Here is a 22,920-nt window from a genome sequence, read left to right as displayed (position 1 = left end):
ACCCCACAAGTTTCGCCAAACAGCGGCGCGAGAGACGCGTCGCCGACGAAAGGAAAAGCCGTGGAAGGCTCCATCAACCTGGTCGGTCTCGGCCTGTCCGCCATCGGTCCCGGTGTCGGTATCGGCCTGATCTTCGCCGCGTTCATCTCCGGCGTCGCCCGCCAGCCCGAGGCCCAGAGCCGTCTGCAGTCGATCGCCATCCTTGGCTTCGTCCTTGCCGAGGCGCTCTTCATCATCACCGTCGCGCTCGCGTTCGTCCTGCCTCTCTGACGACCGTCGCACTTCAGCTCTAGACCGTAGGAGTTCGACTCATGGACCACATCGTCCTGGCGGCGGCGGAAGGGGAGACCCACAGTCCGGTGCTGCCGGTCTGGTCGGAGGTCATCCTCTCCCTGATCGTCTTCGCGATCCTCTTCGTGCTCATGCGCAAGTTCATCGTGCCGAGCTTCGAGAAGACCTTCGCGGAGCGCACGCAGGCGATCGAGGGTGGGCTCAGCGCGGCCGAGACCAAGCAGGCCGAGGCCGACGCCAAGCTCGCCGAGCTCGAGAAGCAGCTGGCCGACGCCCGTCACGAGGCTGCGCGCATCCGTGAGGAGGCACGCGAGCAGGGCGCCGCGATCATCGCCGAGATGCGGGACCAGGCCCAGGCCGAGTCCACCCGCATCGTGGAGCACGGCAAGACCCAGATCGAGGCCGAGCGCCAGCAAGCGGTCACCTCGCTCCGGGCCGAGGTCGGCGCCCTCGCGACCGGCCTGGCCGGGCGCATCGTCGGCGAGAGCCTCGACGACGAGGCTCGCCAGAGCCGCGTGGTCGACCGGTTCCTGTCCGAGCTCGAGGCGCAGAACGGCACCACCTCGGCCCAGTCGGGGAGCGTCAACTGATGATGCGAGGAGCCTCTGCCGACGCGTACGCCGCCACCGCCGGTGCCCTCACGGGCGCCGGTGACGCGGCCACCGTCGGTCGGGACCTGTTCGGCGTGGCGGATGTCCTCCGCGCCGAGCCCGCCCTGCGGCGCGTCGCCACCGACGCCTCCATCGCGGGTGACGCCAAGGCCGGCCTGGTCCGCCAGGTGCTGTCCGGCAAGGTCTCCGACCTGGCGCTGGCCGTGGTCACCATCGCGGTGGCCCAGCGCTGGACCGCCAGCCGCGACCTCGCCGACGCCCTCGAGCGTCTCGGCGTGGTCTCGGTCGCGCAGTCCTCGGGGGGCGACGCCGGTCGCCTCGAGGACGAGTTGTTCGCCTTCGGGCAGCTCGTCCAGGACAACTCCGAGCTGCGTGACGCGCTGTCCGACCCGGCCCGCAGCCGCGACGACAAGTCCCGGCTGCTGTCCGACCTGCTGGGGGACAAGGTCCTCCCGGCCACGGTCGCGCTCGTGCAGCAGTCGCTGTCGGGCAGCTACCGCACGGTCGGGGTCGCCCTGGCCGACTACCAGAAGGTGGCGGCCGAGGTGCGCGGCCAGGGGGTGGCGACCGTCCGCGTCGCGCGTCCCCTCGCCGACGCCGACCGCCAGCGCCTCGCCGAAGCGCTCTCCCGCACCTACGAGCGCGAGATCCACCTCAACGTCGTCGTGGACCCCGACGTCATCGGCGGCATCCGCGTCGAGATCGGCGACGACGTCATCGACGGGACGGTGTCCAGCCGCCTCGACGAGGCCCGGCGCCGGCTCGCCGGCTGACCCACCGGCACCACCCAGAACTTTCGAGCCCGAACTTTCGAGCACAGCAGACCAGGAACAGGTGAGATGAGATGACGGAGCTTTCCATCCGTCCGGACGAGATCCGGGACGCGCTCCAGCGCTTCGTGTCCGACTACAAGCCCGACACGGCGACCACGGAAGAGGTCGGCACCGTCGCGGAGGCCGCCGACGGCATCGCCCGCGTCAGCGGACTGCCCTCGGTCATGGCCAACGAGCTGCTCGCGTTCGAGGACGGCACCCTGGGTATCGCCCTCAACCTCGACACCCGCGAGGTCGGTGTCGTGGTCCTCGGTGACTTCGACAAGATCGAGGAGGGCCAGGCGGTCCGCCGGACCGGCGAGATCCTCTCGGTCCCCGTCGGCGAGGGCTACCTCGGTCGCGTGGTCGACCCGCTCGGCCAGCCGATCGACGGCCTCGGCGACATCGAGACCTCCGGCCGCCGCGCGCTGGAGCTCCAGGCGCCCACCGTGGTCCAGCGCAAGTCGGTGCACGAGCCGCTCGCGACCGGCATCAAGGCCATCGACGCCATGACGCCGATCGGCCGCGGCCAGCGCCAGCTGATCATCGGTGACCGCGCGACCGGCAAGACCACGATCGCGATCGACACCATCATCAACCAGAAGCAGAACTGGGAGTCCGGCGACCCGGACAAGCAGGTCCGCTGCATCTACGTCGCCATCGGCCAGAAGGGCTCGACCATCGCCTCCGTGCGTGGCGCCCTCGAGGAGGCCGGCGCGCTGGAGTACACCACCATCGTGGCGTCCCCGGCCTCCGACTCCGCCGGCTTCAAGTACCTCGCGCCCTACACCGGCTCGGCCATCGGCCAGCACTGGATGTACGAGGGCAAGCACGTCCTGATCGTCTTCGACGACCTGACCAAGCAGGCCGAGGCCTACCGCGCCGTGTCGCTGCTGCTGCGCCGCCCGCCGGGCCGCGAGGCCTACCCGGGCGACGTGTTCTACCTGCACAGCCGGCTGCTCGAGCGCTGCGCCAAGCTCTCCGACGACATGGGCAAGGGCTCGATGACCGGCCTGCCGATCATCGAGACCAAGGCCAACGACGTCTCGGCGTTCATCCCGACCAACGTCATCTCGATCACCGACGGCCAGATCTTCCTGCAGTCGGACCTGTTCGCGGCCAACCAGCGCCCGGCGATCGACGTGGGTGTCTCGGTCTCGCGCGTGGGTGGCTCGGCGATGACCAAGGCGATGAAGGCCGTCACCGGCTCGCTCAAGGTCGACCTGGCGCAGTTCCGCGCCATGGAGGCCTTCGCCATGTTCGCCTCCGACCTCGACGCGGCGTCGCGCCAGCAGCTCGACCGCGGCCAGCGCCTGATGGCCCTGCTCAAGCAGCCGCAGTACTCGCCGTACCCGGTCGAGGAGATGACCGCCTCGCTGTGGCTCGGCACCACCGGCCGCCTCGACAAGGTCCCGACCGACGACGTGCTCCGCTTCGAGGCCGAGTTCCTCGACTACCTGCGCCGCTCGCACCAGGGCATCCTCGCGGGCATCCGCGAGACGCTGAAGTTCGACGACGACGCCGAGGCCGAGCTCGCGAAGGCCTACGACTCCTTCCTCGACCAGTTCGAGACTTCCGACGGCCAGAGCATCAAGGCCGGCAAGGAAGAGCACGTCGCCCTCGAGGACGAGGACGTCGAGCAGGAGCAGATCGTCAAGCAGAAGCGGGGCTGACGCCATGGCTCTCTCCGTACGCGAGTACCGCGCGCGGATCAGGTCGACGGAGTCGATGAAGAAGATCACGCGTGCGATGGAGCTCATCGCTGCCTCGCGGATCATCAAGGCCCAGCAGCGCGCGCAGGCGGCAGCGCCCTACGCCCGCGAGCTGACCCGCGCGGTGTCGGCCGTGGCGACGTTCTCCAACGTCGACCACGCGCTGACCACCGAGCCGGAGGACCCCAAGAAGGCTGCCGTCCTCGTGGTCACCTCCGACCGCGGCCTGGCCGGCGCCTACTCCTCGAGCGTCATCAAGGAGGCCGAGCGCCTCGTCGAGAAGCTCAGGAGCGAGGGCAAGGACGTCGACCTCTACACCAGCGGTCGCAAGGGCGAGGCCTACTTCAAGTTCCGCCAGCGCGAGGTCGTGCAGGCGTGGACGGGCTTCTCCGACCAGCCGACCTACGACGTCGCGGCCGAGATCGGCGCCACGCTGATCGAGGCGTTCCTCGGCGACGCGGAGGACGGCGAGTCCGACGTCCGGGCGGTCGACGAGGTCCACGTGGTCTACACGCGGTTCCGGTCGATGCTCAGCCAGGAGCCCACCGCCGTACGCCTCCTCCCGCTGGAGGTCGTCGAGGGCACCGAGGCGCCGGACAAGGAGGACCTCCTGCCGCTCTACGAGTTCGAGCCGTCCCCCTCGGAGGTGCTCGACTCGCTGCTGCCGCGCTACGTCCAGAGCCGGATCTTCTTCGCGCTCCTGCAGGCTGCCGCCTCCGAGCTGGCAGCCCGCCAGAAGGCGATGAAGTCCGCGACGGACAACGCCGACGAGCTCATCAAGAAGTACACCCGCATCGCCAACCAGGCCCGCCAGGCCGGTATTACCCAGGAAATCAGCGAGATCGTCGGTGGCGTCAACGCCCTTGCCGACGCCAACGCCGGGAGTGAGTGAGAGAACATGACTGCAACCGTTGAAGAGACCCAGACCAGCGGCTCCGCCGGCTCGGTCGGGCGTATCACGCGTGTCATCGGCCCGGTCGTGGACATCGAGTTCCCGACCGACGCGATGCCGGCGATCTACAACGCCCTCAAGGTCGAGCTGACCCTCGGTGGCGAGACCCAGAGCATCACCCTCGAGGTGGCCCAGCACATCGGTGACGGCATGGTCCGTGCCATCTCGATGAAGCCGACCGACGGCCTCGTCCGCGGTGCCCAGGTGACCGACACCGGTGAGTCGATCACCGTGCCGGTGGGCGACGCGACGCTCGGCAAGGTGTTCAACACCACCGGCGACGTGCTCAACCTCGAGGAGGGCGAGACGTTCGAGGTCAACGAGCGGTGGGGCATCCACCGCAAGGCCCCGGCGTTCGACCAGCTCGAGGCCAAGACCCAGATGTTCGAGACCGGCATCAAGGTCATCGACCTCCTCACCCCCTACGTGCAGGGCGGCAAGATCGGCCTGTTCGGTGGTGCCGGCGTCGGCAAGACCGTGCTCATCCAGGAGATGATCGCCCGCGTCGCGAAGGACCACGGTGGTGTGTCGGTGTTCGCCGGTGTCGGTGAGCGCACCCGTGAGGGCAACGACCTCATCGTCGAGATGGAGGAGGCCGGCGTCATCGGCCAGACCGCCCTGGTCTTCGGCCAGATGGACGAGCCGCCGGGCACGCGCCTGCGGGTCGCCCTGTCCGCGCTGACGATGGCGGAGTACTTCCGCGACGTGCAGAAGCAGGACGTGCTGCTCTTCATCGACAACATCTTCCGCTTCACCCAGGCCGGCTCCGAGGTGTCCACGCTGCTCGGCCGCATGCCGTCCGCGGTGGGCTACCAGCCCAACCTCGCCGACGAGATGGGCCAGCTGCAGGAGCGCATCACCTCGACGCGCGGTCACTCGATCACCTCGATGCAGGCGATCTACGTGCCCGCCGACGACTACACCGACCCGGCCCCGGCCACGACCTTCGCGCACCTCGACGCGACGACCGAGCTCTCGCGAGAGATCGCCTCGCTCGGCATCTACCCGGCCGTGGACCCGCTGACGTCGACCTCGCGCATCCTCGACCCGCAGTACATCGGTGACGAGCACTACCGCTGCGCCGTGCGGATCAAGCAGATCCTGCAGCGCAACAAGGAGCTCCAGGACATCATCGCGATCCTCGGTGTCGACGAGCTCTCCGAGGAGGACAAGATCATCGTCTCCCGGGCCCGCCGCATCCAGCGATTCCTGTCCCAGAACACCTACGTCGCCAAGCAGTTCACCGGCATCGAGGGTTCGACCGTCCCGGTGGCCGACACCATCGAGGCGTTCAACAAGATCGCCGACGGCGAGTACGACCACGTGGCCGAGCAGGCCTTCTTCATGTGCGGCGGTCTGGACGACGTCGAGCAGAAGTGGGCCGAGATCCAGAAGAGCCTCTGATGGCCGAGTCCACCGACAAGGTCCTCCAGGTCGAGCTGGTCGCTGCCGACCGGCTCGTCTGGTCGGGCCAGGCCACGATGGTCATCGCCCGCACCACCGAGGGCGACGTCGGCATCCTGCCCAACCACGCTCCGCTGCTGTCCTCGATCATCGAGGGCGTCGTGGACGTGCAGACGTCCGAGGGCGAGACCTGGATCGCGGCCGTCGACGCCGGCTTCCTGTCGGTGGCCGACAACCGGGTCTCGATCCTGGCCGAGCGGGCCGAGATGTCGCACGAGATCGATCTGGAGAAGGCGCGCGAGGAGTACGAGCGCTGCAAGCAGGCCGGCGAGAACGACGACGAGGCGCAGGAGAAGCTGCGTCGCGCCGAGGCACGCGTCCGCGCCGTGGAGAGGGCCTCCTGACGAGGCTCGAAACCCGACCGCTAGGGTGAGCGCACGAACCGCAGGGTTCGTGCGCTCACTGCGTTTCGGAGGGTGTGGATGCCGGTCTGGGAATGGGCGCTCGACATCGTCGGGCTCTGCCTGCTCCTCGCCCTGCTCTACGGCATCGCCCTCATCGTCCGGCGTCGCCTCCTCGCCCGCCACGGCGGCACCTTCGAGCTGAGCTACCGCGTGCGCCCCGAGCACCCGGGCCGCGGATGGCTGCTCGGCATCGGCCGCTACTCCGGCCAGTCGCTGGAGTGGTTCCGGATCTTCTCGCTGTCGCCGCGGCCCAAGCGCGTCTGGGCGAGGGACCTGCTCGAGTACGCCGGTCGCCGCTCACCTGCCGGTGCGGAGGAGATGTCGCTCTACGACGGACACGTGGTGGCGTCGTGCCGCTACGACGACGAGCCGCTCGAGGTCGCCATGAGCGAGGCCTCGCTCACCGGCTTCCAGTCCTGGCTCGAGTCCGGCCCGCCCGGCACCGACTGGAACCGGCGCTAGTCAGGTCCCGACGGGGCCCGTGGCTGGTCTCGGCCCCGTCGAGCCGCCCACCCGCATCCGGACGGGCAGCAGCACGTCGTCCACGACCTCGCCGGCGATGCGCGACAGCACGGCCCGCGCCGTCGCACGGCCCTTCTCGGCGAGCGGCTGCACGACGGTGGTCAGCTCGACGTCGAGCCACGGCGTCGGGACGCCGTCGAAACCGGCCACGCTGAGGTCGTCGGGGACGTGCATCCCGCGTCGGCGCGCCTCGAGCACGACGCCGGCGGCCTGCACGTCGCTCTGGCAGACGACAGCCGTCGCCGCGCCGCCGCTGTCCCACCACGCGCCGACGGCGCGCTGGGCGGCCGCGAGGTCGCTGTCGCAGGGGCCGATCACCTCGGCGTCCGGGAACACCTCGCGCAGGCCGCCCTCGCGCTCCCGCTGGGGGTGCGAGGACCCGAGCGTGAGGGTCGCGACCCGCCGGTGCCCGAGGTCGTGGAGGTGCCGGGCGACCTCGGCGGCGCCCCGGCGGTGCTCGACGTCGACGTAGGTCGCCCCGGTCCATGCCGGGCCCTCGACGACGACCAGCGGCACGCCGCGGGCCACCAGGTCGTCGTACGGGCCCCAGGTCTCGCACCCGCAGATGTCGTAGATGACCGCGTCGAGGGGGAGTCCGGCGTGCTCGTCGCCGTCCGGCATGAGCAGCAGGCCCAGCCCGGCAGCGTCGAGGACCTCCGAGACGGCGTCGAGCATCGGCAGGGCCGCGGGGTCACGGAAGGCCGTGCTGAGCCGGCCGACGGCGACCCCGACCACGCCGCTGCGACCGCGGCGGAGGTTGCGGGCCAGCGGGTTCGGGCCGGCGTAGCCGAGGGCTGCGGCAGCGGCCAGCACCCGGTCGCGCGTCTCCTCGGAGACCGGCTTGTTGCCGGAAAAGGCGAGCGAGGCGGTGGACAGCGACACGCCGGCGGCAGCGGCCACGTCGGCCATCGTGGGGGCGCGGGTTGGACTGGACACGCCGTGGACGATAGCATCGAATCGATTCGATCGAAACGTTTCGTCATCCTCGAGGAGCAGCACCGTGCCCACCCTGACCGCCGCGCGCAACGCCGTGGGGCTGACGTTCTTCCTCAACGGACTGGTCTTCGCCAGCTGGGTGTCCCGCATCCCGGAGGTGCGCGAGAGCTTCGACCTCACCAACGGCCAGCTCGGCCTGGTGCTGCTCGCGATCGCCCTGGGATCGGTCCTGGCGCTGCCGACGACCGGCGCCGCGATCAACGCCCTGGGCACCGTGCGGATCGTCCGGATCGGTGCCGGTGCGGCGACCCTCGGGATGACGGCCGCTGCGGTCGGCCTGGGTGAGGTGCTGCCGCTGACGGTCGCCGGACTGTTCGTCTACGGGCTCGGCATCGGCGTGTGGGACGTGGCGATGAACGTCGAGGGCGCCGAGGTCGAGCGCGGGCTGCGGCGCACGATCATGCCGCGCTTCCACGCCGGCTTCAGCGGGGGCACGGTGGTCGGTGCCCTGCTCGGTGCGCTGCTGATCGAGCTCGGCGTGCCCGCCCTCGTCCACCTCGTGGGGATCGTCCTGCTGGCCATCGTGCTGGTGTGGCGCACGTCCCCGTCCTTCCTGCCCGTGGTCGAGCGGCACGAGGAGACCGCCTCCTCGGCCGCACGCGCGTGGCTCGAGCCGCGCACCCTCCTCATCGGCGTCATGGTCCTGGCCCTGGCCATGACCGAGGGCACGGCCAACGACTGGCTCGCCGTCGCGCTGGTCGACGGTCACGACGTCTCGCACGCCGTCGGCGTGGCCGGCTTCGCGATCTTCGTGCTCGCGATGACCGTGGGACGCTTCGCCGGGACCGGCCTGATCGACCGGTTCGGCCGCGTGGTCGTGCTGTGGGGCACCATGGCGCTGGCGGGCGCCGGCGTCCTGCTGATCGTCCTCGCCGACCAGCCGGTGCTCGTCGTGCTCGGCATCGTGCTGTGGGGAGTGGGCGCCTCGCTCGGCTTCCCGGTCGGCATGAGCGCCGCCGCCGACGACCCGGTCCGGGCGGCGTCGCGGGTCAGCGTCGTGTCGACCATCGGCTACGCGGCGTTCCTCGCCGGGCCGCCGCTCCTCGGCTTCGTCGGCGACGAGGTCGGCACCCTGAACGCACTGCTGGTGGTCGCCGTGCTCCTGATGCCTGCGGCGCTGGTCGTGCCGGCGGCCCGCGAGCAGCGCGAGGTGCCGTCCGGCCAGTCGGTCGGCTAGGGCGTGTCCCTCAAGTCTCGGCCGTCGCGAGCGGCGTCAGGGGCGTGCGATGGCAAGGCGGAGGAGGGAGGCATGGCGGAGCCATGGCGACTGACGACAACGCAGCCAGCGTGCGTTCATGACGGCGCGCAGCAGGCCATGGACTTGAGGGTCACGCCCTAGGCCCGTCCTGCCCGGCGCCGGCGCTTGTCGGCGTACATCGCGGCGTCGGCCTCGGCCTCGGCCCCGGCGATGGTCCCCACGCGCTCCAGCGTGGCCACGCCGATGCTGGCCGACAGCCCGGCCGCCGTCAGCTCGGACCGGATCCGGTCGGCGTACACCTCGACCTGCGACGCCGTCGTCTGGGGGCAGAGGACCGCGAACTCGTCACCGCCGAGCCGGGCCACCACGTCGGTCTGGCGCGAGGACCCGCGCAGCACCTCGGCGGCCCGCCGGAGCATCTCGTCGCCGGCCGCGTGGCCGTCCCGGTCGTTGACCACCTTGAGGCCGTCGAGGTCGAGGACCACGATGCTCGCGTGGTCGCCCAGGCGGTGGTGGCGCGTCTCCTCGGTCTGGCAGGCACGCTGCCACGAGCGACGGTTGCGCAGCCCCGTCAGCGGGTCGGTCTCGGACTCCTGGAGGGTCAGCTCCAGGCGCCTGGCCAGGGTGACGGCGCGGCCGTCGAGGTTGCGCACGACGCTGAGGAGCCGGCCGAGCAGCTCGAGCTGCGGGCCGATCTCGGTGAAGGAGTCGGGCCGGGCCTCGGGGTCGATGCCGCAGATCGTGCCGAAGAGCGTCTCGTCGTCGTTGTAGACCGGGATGCCGACGTAGCTCGCGACCGACAGCGCGCGGGCGGCGCGGTTGGAGGCGTAGGCCGGCACCCGGGAGATGTCCGGGGCGATGCCGGGTGCACCGTTGTCCCACATCTGGTGGCAGAGCGAGTCCTCCCAGTCCGGTCCGTCGCCGACGCCCAGCCCGAACTCGTTGTCGGGCGTGACCTCGAGGTAGACCTGCCGGCCGTCGATCACGCGCGAGACGGTCCAGAACTCCATCGGCACCTGGGACTGCAGGTAGTCCAGGACGAGCCGGGAGGCGTCCTCGAAGCTGGTCATGGTGTCCAGCGAAGACAGGGGTGCAAGGGCAGGACTCTGCGAAGGCACGTCTCTCCTCGAACGTGTTGGGGTGGGAGGTCTGGGACATTGTGGCCGTCGGGCGGGTGCACGCGCAGGCGCATCGGGCGAAAGGGTCGTCATTCCTCGAACAGGCGGCGGACGTCGTCGGCGGTGATCCCGGTCGCCGTCGCGCCGCCGCCGTCGACGACCTTGGCGAACAGCTCGGCCTTGCGGGCCTTCAGGGCAGTGACCTTCTCCTCGATCGTGTCCGTGGCGACCATGCGGTAGACGAGCACGCGCTTGTCCTGTCCAATGCGGTGGGCTCGGTCGACGGCCTGCGCCTCGGCGGCGGGGTTCCACCAAGGATCCAGCAGGAAGACGTAGTCGGCCTCGGTGAGGGTGAGCCCGGTGCCGCCGGCCTTGAGGCTGATCAGGAACACGGGTGCCTCACCGCCGCGGAACGCCTCGATCACCTCGTCGCGGTCGCGTGTCGTGCCGTCGAGGTAGACGGTGGCGACGCCCTCCTGGGTCAACCGGTCGCGCACGCGGCGGAGGAAGGAGGTGAACGTGCTGAACACCAGCGAGCGGTGGCCCTCGGCGGTGATCTCCTGCAGGTGCTCGGCGAGCAGCTCGGTCTTCGCCGAGCCGACGTGGTCGTGCGCGGAGTCGACGAGGGCAGGGTCGAGGGCGAGCTGGCGGAGGCGGGTGAGCGCGCTGAAGATCGCCACGCGGTTGCGGTCGAAGTCGTCCACGAGTCCGAGGATCTTCTGGCGTTCCTTGGCGAGGTGGGTGTCGTAGATCTTGCGGTGCCGCGGCTCGAGCTCGACCTCGAGCACCTGCTCCTGCTTGGGTGGAAGTTCGGCGGCCACGAGCTCCTTGGTGCGGCGCAGCACGAACGGACGGATCCGGGCGCGAAGGCGCCGGAGCGCGTCGTCGTCCCCGTCCTTCTCGACCGGGACGACCACGACCTCCCGGAACCGCCGCGAGGTGGGGTAGAGGCCAGGCGCGGTGATCGAGAGCAGGGCCCACAGCTCCATCAGGCGGTTCTCGAACGGCGTGCCCGTGACGGCGAGGCGGAAGTCGGAGTGGATCGCGCGCGCAGCCGCGTAGGTCTTGCCGAGGTGGTTCTTGACCTGCTGGGCCTCGTCGAGCACGAGCCCGCTCCAACGCTGCGCCGCGAACTGCTCGCGCTCGAGCCGGAGCATGGCGTAGGTCGTGACGACCACGTCGTGGGTCGCGGCAAGGCGCTCCACGTCGTCGCTGCGACGGCGTACGACGCCCACCGACAGGCCGGGTGCGTGGGTGACGGCCTGCTGACGCCACGCCGTGACCACGCTCGTGGGTGCGACGACGAGGAAGGGTGCGTCCGTCCCCGCGGCCTTGACGTGCGCGACCAGGGCCAGTACCTGGAGGGTCTTCCCGAGCCCCATGTCGTCGGCCAGGATGCCGCCGAGGCCGTGGGAGTGAAGGAAGGCCAGCCACCAGAAGCCATCACGCTGGTAGGGGCGGAGCTCGGTCGTCAGGCCGCGCGGCGGGTCGGGACGGGGCAGCTCGGTGACGTCGCGGAGTGCGTTCGCCCGCTCCACCCACGCCGCCACCCGCGCATCGACCACACCGAGATCGGCGACCTCGGCCCACACGCCCAGGTCGTCGGTGCCCACGCTGAGCCGGTCGGGCTCCGACTCGCGCAGCTGGGACGCCAGGGCCACCAGCTCCTGGAGGCGGGCGAACTCCGGACGGTCGAGGGTGATGTAGGTGCCACTGGGCAGGACCAGGACCTCCTCGTCGCGCGTCAGTGCCGCCAGCACGTCGGGCAAGGGGACCTGCTCGTCGTCGACGCGGACGAAGACCTCCAGGTCGAGCCAGTCGGTGTGGTCGGGCTGCGCGTCGGCCAGGACGAAGGAGACGTGCGGGTCGGCGGTGGACTCGCGGAAAGCGGGTGGAGCGGTCTCGTCGACATCGATGTCGGGAAGGGTGCGCAGGTGGGGGAGGTCGTGCAGGGCCAGCGCGAGGGCGTCGCCCCCCGACACGGACCCGGTCAACGACGCGGCGCCGGGCACGGCCAACGAGTCGGGCAGGGTGGCCACGATCGTCCGCTCTGCCGCCGGGTCGCGCAGGCCGTCGAGCGGGTCGGTCGAGGTGGGGGCGCACGTGCGGTCGCCGTAGCGCCACTCCCAGCGCAGCTCGGCGGACGTCGAGGACTGCCAGGCGACGGTCAGGGACAGCCTCGGACGCGGTGACGCCGGCACCTCCACCGAGCCGTCGGACGACTCGATCGGCACCCTCCGCACGACGGGCGCGAGGGCGTGCAGGAAGGCGTCGCGCTCGGCGCGGGGAGCGCTCACGGTTCGGCGGTCGAGGACGAGATCCATCAACGCGTCGTGACACGGCTCGGAAAGCGCGGCCAGCACCACGCGGTCGTCCTCGAACAGGGCCACCGACGTGGCCGGGCGGCCGAGGGGGACCACGTCGGCCTCGCGCCACCGCCGACCCCCCGACCGCACGGAGACCTCGAGCCTCACCTCCTCGTCGGTCTCTGCGAGGTCGGCGACGACCTCTGCGGCGTCTGGTGCGACGACGACCGAGGCCACCCCCGCGCCCGGGACGAGGGTGACGCCGTGGGCGACCGCCTCGCGGAGCAGCGGGACCAGCCGGTCGCCGTAGTCCTCGAGGGCGGACGCGGCCCCGGCCACGAGGTAGGCGTGGCGGGCGACGAGACCGCGGTGCAGGGCCCTCAGGGCATCGACCTGTGCCGGCACGAACCGGGAGGTCGCGACCGGCCCGACCACGTCACTCCACTCCGCCCCGCTGCGTGCCCACCCGCGACGCGCCCCGGGACGCACGGGACGCATCGACAGCTCGCCGGCGGGGCTGCGGGACCATCGTGACGCCGACCGCCTGCTGAGCTCCAGCCCCAGCTGCTGACCGGTGAGCGTCGAGCGCGCGCGGGCCTCGAGGTCGTCGGTGAGCCGACTGAGCTGCTCACGCCACGCCGAGCCGGTGACGACCGGTGCGGGCGAGCGCAAGGTGAGGGCGACGGCCGCACCGTGCTTGCACATCCGGGTGACCGGGCACGAGCACGCGCTGAACACCCAGTCGGCAGCGGCGTCCACCTCGGCGTGGAACTGGACGCGGTAGGGGACCGGCGCGGTGCCGACGACCGTTGCCGTGGCCGTCAGCGAGCTGTCGGTCTCGTGGACGACCTCGAGCTCCTCGACCGCGTCGAGGTAGTGGCGGGCTCGGGTCAGCGCACCGTGGTCGAAGAACCCGGCGAGGTAGGCGTCGGTGAGCGCGTGACGGATGTCCATGGGTGGCTCATGGTGTCACTGTGCGCTGACAGGGCGCGGGCGCTCTCCACAGCCTCCGAGCGACCCCGGTCAGCGCTCCCCGCCGGGCACCCAGAGGACGTCGCCGTTCTCGCGGTTGGCGTGACGGGCGAGGATGAAGAGCAGGTCCGAGAGCCGGTTGAGGTAGGTGATCGCGAGGATGTTCATGGTGTCCTCGTGCTCGGTCCACGCTGCCCACCCGGCCCGCTCGGCACGACGTACGACGGTGCGCGCGACGTGGAGGTGGGCCGCCGCGGTCGTCCCGCCGTTGAGGATGAACGACCGCAGGGCCGGCAGCGCCTCGTTGTAGTGGTCGCACCACGCCTCGAGGCGGTCGACGTAGTCCTGCTCGACGCGCAGCGGCGGGTACTGCGGGTCCGGGACGACCGGGGTCGAGAAGTCGGCGCCGACGTCGAAGAGGTCGTTCTGCACGCGGGTCAGGACCGTGACGACGTCGTCCTCCAGGCCGCCGTGGGCGAGGGCGACGCCGATGTGCGCGTTGCCCTCGTCGACGCAGGCGTACGCCTCGAGGCGCAGGTCGGTCTTCGAGGTCTCGCTCATGTCGCCGAGCCGGGTGCGACCGGCGTCGCCGGTCCGGGTGTAGATGCGCGTCAGGTTGACCATTCTCCGAGCCTAGTGGCGGGGACGCGCCGAAAAGGTGAGGCATCGATGCAACCGAACGGGGTACACATACGTCAGGAACAGTGACAGCGGTCACGGGCAGGCGTCGGGGGACGCCGGTGAGGAGCACACCGGATGGACATCGTCTCGGACATGGCGGCCGACGGACACGTGCTCGTCCTCCACGGGGACTTCGACGTGCGCAGCACGTGGGAGGTCCGCAACGCCATCTACGAGTGCATCGACGTGCACGACGACGACGTCGTCATCGACATGACCGACGTCTCCACGATCGACGTGACCGCGCTGCGCCTCCTGGCGGTCGCCACCCGCCACGCGTGGCTGGCCGGCCACCACCTGACCGTCCGCAACCCGGGCCCGGCCGTTCGCCGGATGGCGCACCTCGCCCGGCTCGCGCACGCCATCGAGGTCGAACGGGCCGCCGCGACGGCGTGACCACGCTGAGGCATCCGTCACACGTCCGACCCGGTGACTGACGGGTAACCGCCGCCCTACCCTGTCGAGCATGACCGAGACTGGTGAGCCGGAGCGCCCCGTCAAGGACCGGCCCTGGGTGATGCGCACCTACGCCGGCCACTCCACCGCCGAGGCGTCCAACGCGCTCTACCGCACCAACCTGGCGAAGGGGCAGACCGGACTCAGCGTCGCCTTCGACCTCCCGACGCAGACCGGCTACGACCCGGACAGCCCGCTGAGCCGTGGCGAGGTCGGCAAGGTCGGCGTACCGGTGCCGCACCTGGGCGAGATGCGCAAGCTCTTCGCCGACATCCCGCTGACCGGGATGAACACCTCGATGACCATCAACGCCACGGCGATGTGGCTGCTCGCGATGTACCAGGTCGTGGCCGAGGAGCAGAACCCCGACCTCACCCCGGACGAGGTGGCCCACCAGCTCGCCGGCACCACCCAGAACGACATCATCAAGGAGTACCTCTCCCGGGGGACCTACGTCTTCGGGCCGGAGGCGTCCCTGCGCCTGATCGCCGACATGATCGCCTACACGGTCCACGAGATCCCGAAGTGGAACCCGATCAACATCTGCAGCTACCACCTGCAGGAGGCCGGCGCGACGCCCGTGCAGGAGCTGGCCTACGCCATGTGCACGGCGATCGCCGTGCTCGACCAGGTGAAGGGCTCCGGGCAGGTCTCCGACGACGACTTCGAGAAGGTCGTGGGCCGGATCTCGTTCTTCGTCAACGCGGGCGTCCGGTTCGTCGAGGAGACCTGCAAGATGCGGGCCTTCGTCCAGCTGTGGGACGAGATCACCCGCGAGCGCTACGGCGTGCAGGACCCGAAGATGCGCCGCTTCCGCTACGGCGTGCAGGTCAACTCGCTCGGCCTCACCGAGGCCCAGCCCGAGAACAACGTGCAGCGCATCGTGCTGGAGATGCTCGGCGTGACGCTGTCCAAGGACGCCCGCGCCCGGGCCGTCCAGCTCCCCGCGTGGAACGAGGCCCTCGGCCTGCCGAGGCCGTGGGACCAGCAGTGGTCGCTGCGCTTCCAGCAGGTGCTCGCCTTCGAGTCCGACCTGCTCGAGTACGACGACATCTTCGCCGGCAGCCACGTCATCGAGGCCAAGGTCACCGAGCTGGTCGAGGGAGCCAGGGCCGAGATCGACCGGGTCCAGGCGATGGGCGGGGCGATCGCTGCGGTGGAGTCCGGCTACATGAAGCAGAACCTCGTCTCGGCGCACGCCGCCCGCCGGGCCCGGATCGAGTCCGGCGAGGAGGTCATCGTCGGGGTCAACAGGTTCGAGACCACCGAGCCCTCGCCGCTCACCGCCGACCTCGACTCGGCCATCCAGGCCGCCGACCCCGAGGCCGAGCGAGCAGCCCTGGCCAGCCTCGAGGCGTGGAAGGCCCAGCGCGACGAGACCGAGGTCGCGGAGGCGCTCGCGGCCCTGGCGGAGGCCGCCAAGACGGACGCCAACCTGATGGAGGCCACCCTGGTCGCTGCCCGGGCGGGCGCGACGACGGGGGAGTGGGCCGGCACGCTGCGCGAGGTGTTCGGTGAGTTCCGGGCCCCCACCGGTGTCAGTGGTGCCGTGGGCGTCGCCGAGGCCGGCGCCGAGCTGTCCGCGGTCCGTGACCGGGTGCGGGCGACCGGCGAGGAGCTGGGCGGGCGGCTGCGGGTGCTCGTCGGCAAGCCGGGGCTCGACGGTCACTCCAACGGCGCCGAGCAGGTCGCCGTACGTGCGCGCGACGCCGGCTTCGAGGTGATCTACCAGGGCATCCGGCTCACCCCCGACCAGATCGTCGCCGCCGCCGTCGCCGAGGACGTGCACCTCGTCGGGCTCTCGATCCTCTCGGGCTCCCACATGGAGCTGGTGCCCGACGTGCTCGACGGGCTCGCGGCCGCGGGTCTCGGCGACCTGCCGGTCATCGTCGGGGGCATCATCCCGGCCTCGGACGCCCGGGCGCTCGTCGAGCGCGGGGTGGCCGCGGTCTACACCCCGAAGGACTTCGGGCTGACCGACATCATGGGCGGCTTCGTCGACGTGATCCGCGCCGCCCACGGCTTGGGCGACGATAGGTAAGGCTGCCCTAACCCTCTGCTACCCTCCCGGCGTGGGCAAGAGCAGCAAGAAGGACAAGAAGGCGCGCGCCAAGGCCAAGGCGTCCGTCCAGCTGACGGCGCGCAAGCTCCCCAAGACCGAGTGCTGCGTGTCGAAGAAGCGCTGCGAGCGCTGCCCGCTGCGCATGCTCAAGGAGGGCACCCTCCCCGTCGGCTACACCGTCCACAAGCGCAAGCTGGTGCGGCTCGACGGCAAGAAGGTCACCAAGAAGAAGCTCGCCAAGGCAGCCTGAGAGACTCGGGCCCGTCCCACCTGACCGATCGAGAGGCTCCCCGTGCCGGCATCCCGTTTCGTCGACCAGCTCAACGTCCAGATCGGCAACGAGCTGGCTGCGCACAACCAGTACCTCGCCTGCGCCATCTACTACGACGTCCTCACCATGCCCCGCATGGCGGCGTTCTTCTACGAGCAGGCGCTCGAGGAGCGCGGGCACGCCATGATGATGGTCCAGTACCTCGTCGACACCGACGCGGAGGTGGTCATCCCGGCCGTCGCCGCGCCCACGTCGGTCTTCGCCGACCTCGTCGCCCCCGTCGAGCTGGCCCTGGCCCAGGAGCGCACGGTCACCGACCAGATCAACGGCCTGCTGCGGATCGCGCGTGAGGAGGGTGACTTCGCCTCCGAGCAGTTCATGCAGTGGTTCATCAAGGAGCAGGTCGAGGAGGTCGCCACGATGAGCGACCTGCTGGCGGTGGCGACCCGCAACCGCGACGACATCGAGGACATCGAGGAGTACGTCGCCCGTGAGCACGGCGGCGAGGGCGAGGACCCGACCGCACCGCGACAGGCGGGCGCCGGGGGCTGACAGACTGCAGCCATGGGGCGTGTGATCGTCGTCGGGGCCGGGGTGGTCGGACTCACCTGTGCGGTGCGGCTGCTCGAGGCCGGGCACCGCGTGGACGTCGTCGCGCGCGACCTGCCGCTCGAGACCACCTCCGTGGTCGCGGCCGCGCTGTGGTCGCCGTACGTCAACGAGCAGGAGCACGTGCTGCGGTGGTCCCGCCGGGCGTACGACGTCTTCGCCGGGCTCGCGGCCGACGACCGCACCGGTGTGGCCGTGCGGGAGGGGACCGAGGTCTTCCGCCAGGAGTCGCCGCCCCCGTGGTGGTACGAGGCACTGCCGAGCGGCGCCGGGCCGGACCGGGAGACACGGCTCCCCGCGGGCTTCGCCACCGGGTGGACGATGACCTGCCCGGTCATCGAGATGCCGGTCTACCTCCGCTGGCTCGTCTCGCGGGTCGCGGCCCTGGGCGGCACGATCACCCGGATGAACCTCGGCAGCCTGCCCACGGAGGGCGGTTCCCTGGTGGTCAATGCCAGCGGCATCGGGGCCAAGCACCTCGCCGCCGACCCGGCCGTCGGACCGGTCCGCGGCCAGGTGCTCTACGTCGAGCAGGTCGGCCTGGAGCGCTGGGTGCTCGACAGCGACGCGCCGACGTACGTCATCCCGCGGGGGAGCGACATCGTGGTGGGCGGCACCCACGTGGCGGGGGAGTGGAGCCGGACCGTCGAGCCGGCTACCGCGACGTCCATCCTGGAGCGGGCCACCGTCCTGGCGCCCGAGATCGCCGGCGCCCGGGTGCTCCGGCACAAGGTCGGCCTGCGGCCGGCCCGACCGACCGTGCGGCTGGAACGGGTCGGGGACGTCGTGCACTGCTACGGCCACGGCGGCTGCGGAGTCACCGTGAGCTGGGGCTGCGCGGACGACGTGGTGGGTCTCGCCGATGGGTGACCTCCAGTGCGCCGCACGGATCTTCGTGGCGCGCCACGGTGCCGCCGACTACGAGAGCGAGATCCTCAGCGACGCGGGCGGCTGGTTGAGCCCGGTCGGCCGGCAGCAGTCGCGTGACCTGGCCGACCTGCTGGCGGGCGAGCGGATCGCCCGGGTGTGGACCAGCGACATGTCGCGCGCCGTGCAGACCGGCGAGATCGTCGCCGCCGCGGTGGGCGCCGACGTCACCGTCCGCATCGGGCTGCGCGAGTTCGGTGTCGGCGACGCAGCCGGGACCACGGGCGACCCCGATCCCTTCGCCGCGACGTTCGCCGCGTGGCTCGGGGGCGACCTCTCCGCGCGGATCCCCGGCGGCGAGAGCGGCCTGGAGGTGGTGGCACGCTACGAGGCCGTCCTCGAGGAGGTCGCCGACTCGCACCGCGGCGAGTCCGTGCTGGTGGTCAGCCACGGCGGGGTGATGTGCCTGGTCCTGCCGCTGCTCGCCCGCAACCTCGCGGCCGACCACACCCGCGACCTCCCGCTCCCGAACTGTGGCGTCGTCGCGCTCGAGGCCGACGCCGACGGCTGGGTGGCCCGCTCGTGGGCGGGCCGGGCGATCGCCTGATCCCTCTCGTCAACGGCGGGCGTGTCAGCGCGCGATGCCCACGGCCCAGAGCAGCAGCGCCACGGCGGCCATGACCGCCAGCGCCAGGCCCATGCGCACGGCCATCCCCTTCATCCACAGCGACATCAGCGTCTCGCTGCGGCCGCGACGGGAGAGCGGCGTCACCTCGACGACGGCGTCGCGGTTGATCGGGCCGTAGACATGGGGGTAGGTGTCGCCGCCGACCGGCTCGACCCGGACCTCCGCACCCAGTCGTGCCGGGTCGATGGTGAGCAGCACGAGGTGCTCGCCGGCGTCGCGGTAGTAGCGGTCGAAGACACCCTGCACCTGGTCGCGCCTGCTCGCGTGGATGAACCCCTCCTCCTCCAGGCTGCGCCCGATCGTGGAGGTGGAGTAGGTCCCGGTCTCGAGCGTCCGCCGCCAGTCCGCGGCCGTGGCGATGTGGAAGATGCGCTCGGGCACCATCAGAACAGCCGGTGCTCGGCGTCGTCCATCCCGCGGAGGGCGTCGTAGTCGACGAGGGCGCAGGCGATGCCGCGATCGGTGGCGAGCACGCGGGCCTGGGGCTTGATCTCCTGGGCGGCGTAGATGCCGCGCACCGGGCCCTTGCTGGTCAGCATCGGGTCGCGGTTGAGGAGCTCGAGGTAGCGGGTGAGCTGCTCGACGCCGTCGATCTCGCCGCGCCGCTTGATCTCGACCGCGACCGACAGGCCGTCGGCGTCGCGGCACATGAGGTCGACGGGACCGATGGCCGTCATGTACTCGCGCCGGACCAGGGTGAGGCCGTCGGCGAGGGTGGCGGGGTGCTCGGCGAGCAGCTCTTGGAGGTGCTTCTCGACGCCGTCCTTCTGCAGGCCGGGATCGATGCCGAGGTCGTGCGAGGTGTCGTGGAGCACCTCGTCGATGAGGATGCGCAGCGTGTCGTCCGACTTCGTCGCGGTCACCAGCCACTCGGCGCGACCGTCCTCGGACACGCCCTCCCGGACCGTGCACGGGGGCGACATCCAGTTGAGCGGCTTGTAGGAGCCGCCGTCGGAGTGGATCAGCACCGACCCGTCCGACTTGAGCATCAGGACGCGGGTGGCGAGCGGTAGGTGGGCCGACAGACGTCCGGCGTAGTCCACCTGGCAGCGTGCGACGACGATCCTCACGACGGGCGAATCTACAGTGACCCCGTGACCGACCACGCAGTCCGCCCCGCGCGCCAGCGCGACCTCGTGCAGCTCGACCTCGACGAGCGACGGAGCACGCCCGGCTTCGTGATGGTGGCGGGCGATCCGCCGGTCGGGCACGTCCGCGTCGACCTGCTCGACGGCCACGCCCACCTCTCGGCGCTCGTCGTCGGCGCGGACCTGGACGGCACCATGGCACGCGACCTGGTCGAGGCTGCGTGCGAACGCCTCGCCGTGCGCGGCCACGGCCAGGTCAGCGCCCGTCCCTACGCCGGGGCTGAGGAAGCGACCTACGCCGAGCTCGGCTTCGTCCGGATCGCAGCCGACGAGCCACTGCCCGGCCCCCTCGCCCGGATGCCCGAGGCCCCCGGCCGTGTCCTGGTGCGTCGCGTGCTGCGTGCCCACCGCACGTCGACCGAGCTGTCGGCCCTCCTGCCCGAGCTCGACGCGAGCCCGCGCGACGTCGGGTCGCTGCGCGCCGTCGTACGCCGACCCGGGCCGGGGCAGCGCGAGGTGCTGGACGTCGGCCACCTCGACGTCACCGAGGGCCTGGTGGGTGACACCTGGATCGAGCGCGGGAGCCGTCGGATGCCGGACGGGTCGCCGCACCCCGACATGCAGCTCAACCTGATGAACCACCGGCTCGTCGAGTTCCTCGCCCAGGACCCCGATCGCGAGCGGCTCGCCGGCGACCAGATGTTCGTCGACCTCGACCTGTCCCACGACAACCTGCCCGTGTGGAGCGAGCTGCACATCGGTGGCCCGGACGGCGCTGTCATCGTGGTCACCGACCAGCCGCACACCGGGTGCGGCAAGTTCATCGCGCGCTTCGGCAAGGACGCGCTGGCCTTCGTGAACGGCCCTGAGGGCAAGCCCCGCCGGCTGCGCGGACTGTGCGCGAAGGTGGTGCGGCCGGGCCCGGTGCGACCGGGGGACGAGGTCCGCGTCGTACGGCCCGCGGGTGCCTCGGCGGAGTGACGGTTGCCACACCCGCGATGCCGGGACGGCATGGGAGCATGCGTCCATGACTGACACGCCTACTCGCGAGTTCACCACCGTCGGCGTCATCGGCCTCGGCACCATGGGCGCCGGCATCGCCGAGGTCTTCGCGCGCAACGGCTACGCGGTCATCGGCGTCGAGGTCGGCGACGCCGCCGTGCAGCGAGGACGCGAGCACCTCGAGCACTCGACCGGTCGCGCGGTCAAGCGCGAGAAGATGACGCAGGAGCAGGCCGACGAGCTCCTCGGCCGGATCACGCTCACCACCGACATGCAGGACCTCGCGGCGGCCGACCTGGTGGTGGAGGCCGTCGTCGAGTCGCTCGAGGTCAAGAAGTCGATCTTCCGGCGGCTGGACGACATCGTCCGGCCGGACGCGGTCCTGGCGACCAACACCTCGTCGCTCAGCGTCACCGAGATCTCCACGGCCAACGCCCGCCCCGGGCGCGTGGTGGGCGTCCACTTCTTCAACCCCGCGCCCGTGCAGGACCTCGTCGAGATCATCCGCACCGTGGTCACCGAGCCCGACGTGCTCGCCGACGTCCAGGCGCTGCTCGTCGACCTCGGCAAGAACCCGGTCGTGTGCGGCGACAAGGCGGGTTTCATCGCCAACACGCTGCTCTTCGGCTACCTGAACCACGCGGTCGCGATGTACGAGGGCAAGTACGCCTCGCGCGAGGACATCGACGCCGCGATGCGGTTCGGCTGCGGCTACCCGATGGGGCCGCTCGCGCTGCTCGACCTGATCGGCCTCGACACGGCCTACGAGATCCTCGACACGATGTACAAGCAGGGCCGCGACCGGCTCCACGCGCCGGCCCCGATCCTCAAGCAGTACGTCACCGCCGGCCTGCTCGGCCGCAAGTCGGGCCGGGGCTTCTACACCTACGAGGCGCCCGACAGCCCGATCGTCGTCGCCGACGCCCACACCCCGAGCGCCGACGACAAGCCGCAGCTGCGCCACGACATCCGGCTCGTCGGCGTCGTCGGCACCGGAACCATGGCCACCGGCATCGTCGAGGTCTTCGCGAAGGCCGGCCACGACGTGCTCTTCACGGGGCGTGGCCAGGACAAGGTCGACGGCGTCGTCGCCGCCATCGCGAAGAACTTCGACAAGCAGATCCAGCGCGGCCGCGCCACCGAGGAGCAGAAGACCGAGGTGCTCGGGCGGGTGCGCGGCACGACCTCGCTCGACGACCTCAGGGACGTCGACCTCGTCGTCGAGGCGATCGCCGAGGACCTCGCGATCAAGACCACGCTCTTCGAGAACCTCGACGAGATCTGTACGGGTGGTCGAGGAGGGGCAGGCGCGATCCTGGCGACGACCACCTCCTCGCTGCCGATCATCGCGATGGCGAAGGTGACCAAGCGTCCGCAGGACGTCATCGGCATGCACTTCTTCAACCCCGCCGCGATCATGAAGCTCGTCGAGGTCGTGTCCACCGTCGCCACCGACGAGGCCGTCACCGAGACCGTCCTCGCGCTGTGCGAGCAGGTCGGCAAGGTGGCGGTGCGGTGCGGCGACCGCTCCGGCTTCATCGTCAACGCGCTGCTCTTCCCCTATCTCAACGACGCGGTGAAGATGCTCGAGGCCCACTACGCGACCGCGGACGACATCGACACGGCGATGAAGCAGGGGTGTGCGCTCCCGATGGGGCCGTTCGAGCTGCTCGACGTGGTCGGCAACGACGTGTCGCTGGCCATCCAGCGCGAGCTCTACCTCGAGTTCCGCGAGCCGGGCTTCGCACCCGCTCCGCTGCTCGAGCACCTCGTCACCGCCGGCTACCTCGGTCGCAAGACCGGTCGCGGCTTCCGCGACTACAGCGCGCGGTAGCGGC

At 71.0% G+C, this 22,920-nt stretch carries 23 protein-coding genes; 17 read left to right on the top strand and 6 right to left on the bottom strand.

The genetic code is table 11. The features are described from left to right. Window positions 1-60 precede the first annotated feature (60 nt). From atpE to AC3A3L_RS00755, 8 genes are all read left to right on the top strand, one after another. On the top strand, window positions 61-270 hold the full coding sequence (gene atpE / locus AC3A3L_RS00790; protein ID WP_030482691.1) for an ATP synthase F0 subunit C: 210 nt from the start codon (window positions 61-63) through the stop codon (window positions 268-270). 41 nt (window positions 271-311) lie between these two features. Next, window positions 312-881, top strand: a complete 570-nt coding sequence (locus tag AC3A3L_RS00785; RefSeq protein ID WP_487638129.1) for a F0F1 ATP synthase subunit B — start codon at window positions 312-314, stop codon at window positions 879-881. Next, window positions 881-1,675, top strand: a complete 795-nt coding sequence (locus tag AC3A3L_RS00780) for a F0F1 ATP synthase subunit delta (protein ID WP_487638128.1) — start codon at window positions 881-883, stop codon at window positions 1,673-1,675. The genes AC3A3L_RS00785 and AC3A3L_RS00780 overlap by 1 nt, the downstream gene beginning before the upstream one ends. Before the next feature lie 71 nt (window positions 1,676-1,746). Further along, on the top strand, window positions 1,747-3,387 hold the full coding sequence (atpA, locus tag AC3A3L_RS00775) for a F0F1 ATP synthase subunit alpha (protein ID WP_487638127.1): 1,641 nt from the start codon (window positions 1,747-1,749) through the stop codon (window positions 3,385-3,387). Window positions 3,388-3,391: 4 nt separating this feature from the next. After that, window positions 3,392-4,318 carry a F0F1 ATP synthase subunit gamma gene (locus AC3A3L_RS00770; protein ID WP_487638126.1) on the top strand — a complete coding sequence of 309 codons (927 nt, stop codon included), beginning with the start codon at window positions 3,392-3,394 and terminating at the stop codon, window positions 4,316-4,318. Between the two features lie 6 nt (window positions 4,319-4,324). Then, complete coding sequence (atpD, locus tag AC3A3L_RS00765) at window positions 4,325-5,782, top strand: F0F1 ATP synthase subunit beta (protein ID WP_487638125.1); 1,458 nt, start codon at window positions 4,325-4,327, stop codon at window positions 5,780-5,782. Continuing rightward, a complete protein-coding gene (locus AC3A3L_RS00760; protein ID WP_487638124.1) occupies window positions 5,782-6,186 on the top strand; it encodes a F0F1 ATP synthase subunit epsilon in 405 nt (134 codons plus the stop codon). Before atpD ends, AC3A3L_RS00760 begins: the two co-directional genes overlap by 1 nt. Window positions 6,187-6,264: 78 nt before the next feature. Continuing rightward, on the top strand, window positions 6,265-6,708 hold the full coding sequence (locus AC3A3L_RS00755) for a DUF2550 domain-containing protein (RefSeq protein WP_487638123.1): 444 nt from the start codon (window positions 6,265-6,267) through the stop codon (window positions 6,706-6,708). Here AC3A3L_RS00755 and AC3A3L_RS00750 read toward each other — a convergent pair whose 3' ends face one another. Beyond that, complete coding sequence (locus AC3A3L_RS00750; RefSeq protein ID WP_487638122.1) at window positions 6,709-7,704, bottom strand: LacI family DNA-binding transcriptional regulator; 996 nt, start codon at window positions 7,702-7,704, stop codon at window positions 6,709-6,711. A gap of 64 nt (window positions 7,705-7,768) precedes the next feature. Here AC3A3L_RS00750 and AC3A3L_RS00745 point away from each other — a divergent pair, with 64 nt between their 5' ends. Beyond that, entirely contained in the window at window positions 7,769-8,941 is a 1,173-nt protein-coding gene (locus AC3A3L_RS00745) for an MFS transporter (protein ID WP_487638121.1), read from the top strand. A 158-nt stretch (window positions 8,942-9,099) separates the two neighbouring features. Here the strand turns inward: AC3A3L_RS00745 and AC3A3L_RS00740 are convergent, their stop codons facing one another. The 3 genes from AC3A3L_RS00740 to AC3A3L_RS00730 all read right to left on the bottom strand — a co-directional run bounded on the left by AC3A3L_RS00740 (window position 9,100) and on the right by AC3A3L_RS00730 (window position 13,982). Next, a complete protein-coding gene (locus AC3A3L_RS00740) occupies window positions 9,100-10,032 on the bottom strand; it encodes a sensor domain-containing diguanylate cyclase (RefSeq protein ID WP_487638120.1) in 933 nt (310 codons plus the stop codon). Window positions 10,033-10,169: 137 nt separating this feature from the next. Beyond that, complete coding sequence (locus AC3A3L_RS00735) at window positions 10,170-13,340, bottom strand: SNF2-related protein (RefSeq protein ID WP_487638119.1); 3,171 nt, start codon at window positions 13,338-13,340, stop codon at window positions 10,170-10,172. 69 nt (window positions 13,341-13,409) lie between these two features. Next, entirely contained in the window at window positions 13,410-13,982 is a 573-nt protein-coding gene (locus AC3A3L_RS00730) for a cob(I)yrinic acid a,c-diamide adenosyltransferase (RefSeq protein ID WP_487638118.1), read from the bottom strand. Window positions 13,983-14,114: 132 nt separating this feature from the next. Between AC3A3L_RS00730 and AC3A3L_RS00725 the strand changes: the two genes are divergently transcribed. The 6 genes from AC3A3L_RS00725 (at window position 14,115) to AC3A3L_RS00700 (ending at window position 18,911) form a co-directional block, all read left to right on the top strand. Then, the gene (locus AC3A3L_RS00725; protein ID WP_487638117.1) at window positions 14,115-14,435 is read left to right on the top strand and encodes an STAS domain-containing protein; all 321 of its coding nucleotides are present in this window, start codon (window positions 14,115-14,117) and stop codon (window positions 14,433-14,435) included. A 70-nt stretch (window positions 14,436-14,505) separates the two neighbouring features. Further along, complete coding sequence (locus AC3A3L_RS00720) at window positions 14,506-16,536, top strand: protein meaA (protein WP_487638116.1); 2,031 nt, start codon at window positions 14,506-14,508, stop codon at window positions 16,534-16,536. A gap of 31 nt (window positions 16,537-16,567) precedes the next feature. Continuing rightward, window positions 16,568-16,807 (top strand): hypothetical protein, encoded by a 240-nt coding sequence (locus AC3A3L_RS00715; RefSeq protein ID WP_487638115.1) that lies wholly within the window; start codon window positions 16,568-16,570, stop codon window positions 16,805-16,807. 42 nt (window positions 16,808-16,849) lie between these two features. Further along, window positions 16,850-17,380, top strand: coding sequence for a ferritin (locus AC3A3L_RS00710; protein ID WP_487638114.1), 531 nt, complete (start codon window positions 16,850-16,852; stop codon window positions 17,378-17,380). A 12-nt stretch (window positions 17,381-17,392) separates the two neighbouring features. Beyond that, window positions 17,393-18,307 carry an NAD(P)/FAD-dependent oxidoreductase gene (locus AC3A3L_RS00705; protein WP_487638113.1) on the top strand — a complete coding sequence of 305 codons (915 nt, stop codon included), beginning with the start codon at window positions 17,393-17,395 and terminating at the stop codon, window positions 18,305-18,307. Then, entirely contained in the window at window positions 18,300-18,911 is a 612-nt protein-coding gene (locus AC3A3L_RS00700) for a histidine phosphatase family protein (RefSeq protein ID WP_487638112.1), read from the top strand. Before AC3A3L_RS00705 ends, AC3A3L_RS00700 begins: the two co-directional genes overlap by 8 nt. A 24-nt stretch (window positions 18,912-18,935) precedes the next feature. Here AC3A3L_RS00700 and AC3A3L_RS00695 read toward each other — a convergent pair whose 3' ends face one another. Both AC3A3L_RS00695 and nucS read right to left on the bottom strand, forming a co-directional pair. Then, window positions 18,936-19,376, bottom strand: coding sequence for a DUF952 domain-containing protein (locus tag AC3A3L_RS00695; RefSeq protein ID WP_487638111.1), 441 nt, complete (start codon window positions 19,374-19,376; stop codon window positions 18,936-18,938). Further along, window positions 19,376-20,098, bottom strand: a complete 723-nt coding sequence (nucS, locus tag AC3A3L_RS00690) for an endonuclease NucS (protein ID WP_487638110.1) — start codon at window positions 20,096-20,098, stop codon at window positions 19,376-19,378. The genes AC3A3L_RS00695 and nucS overlap by 1 nt, the downstream gene beginning before the upstream one ends. Between nucS and AC3A3L_RS00685 the strand changes: the two genes are divergently transcribed. Next, window positions 20,087-21,061 (top strand): hypothetical protein, encoded by a 975-nt coding sequence (locus tag AC3A3L_RS00685; protein WP_487638109.1) that lies wholly within the window; start codon window positions 20,087-20,089, stop codon window positions 21,059-21,061. The genes nucS and AC3A3L_RS00685 overlap by 12 nt on opposite strands. Before the next feature lie 46 nt (window positions 21,062-21,107). After that, a complete protein-coding gene (locus tag AC3A3L_RS00680; RefSeq protein WP_487638108.1) occupies window positions 21,108-22,916 on the top strand; it encodes a 3-hydroxyacyl-CoA dehydrogenase family protein in 1,809 nt (602 codons plus the stop codon). Window positions 22,917-22,920 lie beyond the last annotated feature (4 nt).

The organism is Nocardioides sp. Soil_C_8 (assembly GCF_057656315.1).
The sequence above is the reverse complement of the archived record's forward strand: the minus strand, read 5'-3'. Positions and strand labels throughout refer to the sequence as shown.

Bases quoted from the DNA above. Each gene is read 5' to 3' on its own strand.
- AC3A3L_RS00695 (WP_487638111.1), bottom strand. From the start codon at position 19,376: ATGGTGCCCGAGCGCATCTTCCACATCGCCACGGCCGCGGACTGGCGG.
- AC3A3L_RS00755 (WP_487638123.1), top strand. From the start codon at position 6,265: ATGCCGGTCTGGGAATGGGCGCTCGACATCGTCGGGCTCTGCCTGCTC.
- AC3A3L_RS00680 (WP_487638108.1), top strand. From the start codon at position 21,108: ATGACTGACACGCCTACTCGCGAGTTCACCACCGTCGGCGTCATCGGC.
- AC3A3L_RS00760 (WP_487638124.1), top strand. From the start codon at position 5,782: ATGGCCGAGTCCACCGACAAGGTCCTCCAGGTCGAGCTGGTCGCTGCC.
- AC3A3L_RS00730 (WP_487638118.1), bottom strand. From the start codon at position 13,982: ATGGTCAACCTGACGCGCATCTACACCCGGACCGGCGACGCCGGTCGC.
- AC3A3L_RS00700 (WP_487638112.1), top strand. From the start codon at position 18,300: ATGGGTGACCTCCAGTGCGCCGCACGGATCTTCGTGGCGCGCCACGGT.
- AC3A3L_RS00780 (WP_487638128.1), top strand. From the start codon at position 881: ATGATGCGAGGAGCCTCTGCCGACGCGTACGCCGCCACCGCCGGTGCC.
- AC3A3L_RS00705 (WP_487638113.1), top strand. From the start codon at position 17,393: ATGGGGCGTGTGATCGTCGTCGGGGCCGGGGTGGTCGGACTCACCTGT.
- AC3A3L_RS00785 (WP_487638129.1), top strand. From the start codon at position 312: ATGGACCACATCGTCCTGGCGGCGGCGGAAGGGGAGACCCACAGTCCG.
- AC3A3L_RS00735 (WP_487638119.1), bottom strand. From the start codon at position 13,340: ATGGACATCCGTCACGCGCTCACCGACGCCTACCTCGCCGGGTTCTTC.
- atpA (WP_487638127.1), top strand. From the start codon at position 1,747: ATGACGGAGCTTTCCATCCGTCCGGACGAGATCCGGGACGCGCTCCAG.
- atpD (WP_487638125.1), top strand. From the start codon at position 4,325: ATGACTGCAACCGTTGAAGAGACCCAGACCAGCGGCTCCGCCGGCTCG.
- AC3A3L_RS00740 (WP_487638120.1), bottom strand. From the start codon at position 10,032: ATGACCAGCTTCGAGGACGCCTCCCGGCTCGTCCTGGACTACCTGCAG.
- AC3A3L_RS00720 (WP_487638116.1), top strand. From the start codon at position 14,506: ATGACCGAGACTGGTGAGCCGGAGCGCCCCGTCAAGGACCGGCCCTGG.
- AC3A3L_RS00770 (WP_487638126.1), top strand. From the start codon at position 3,392: ATGGCTCTCTCCGTACGCGAGTACCGCGCGCGGATCAGGTCGACGGAG.
- AC3A3L_RS00725 (WP_487638117.1), top strand. From the start codon at position 14,115: ATGGACATCGTCTCGGACATGGCGGCCGACGGACACGTGCTCGTCCTC.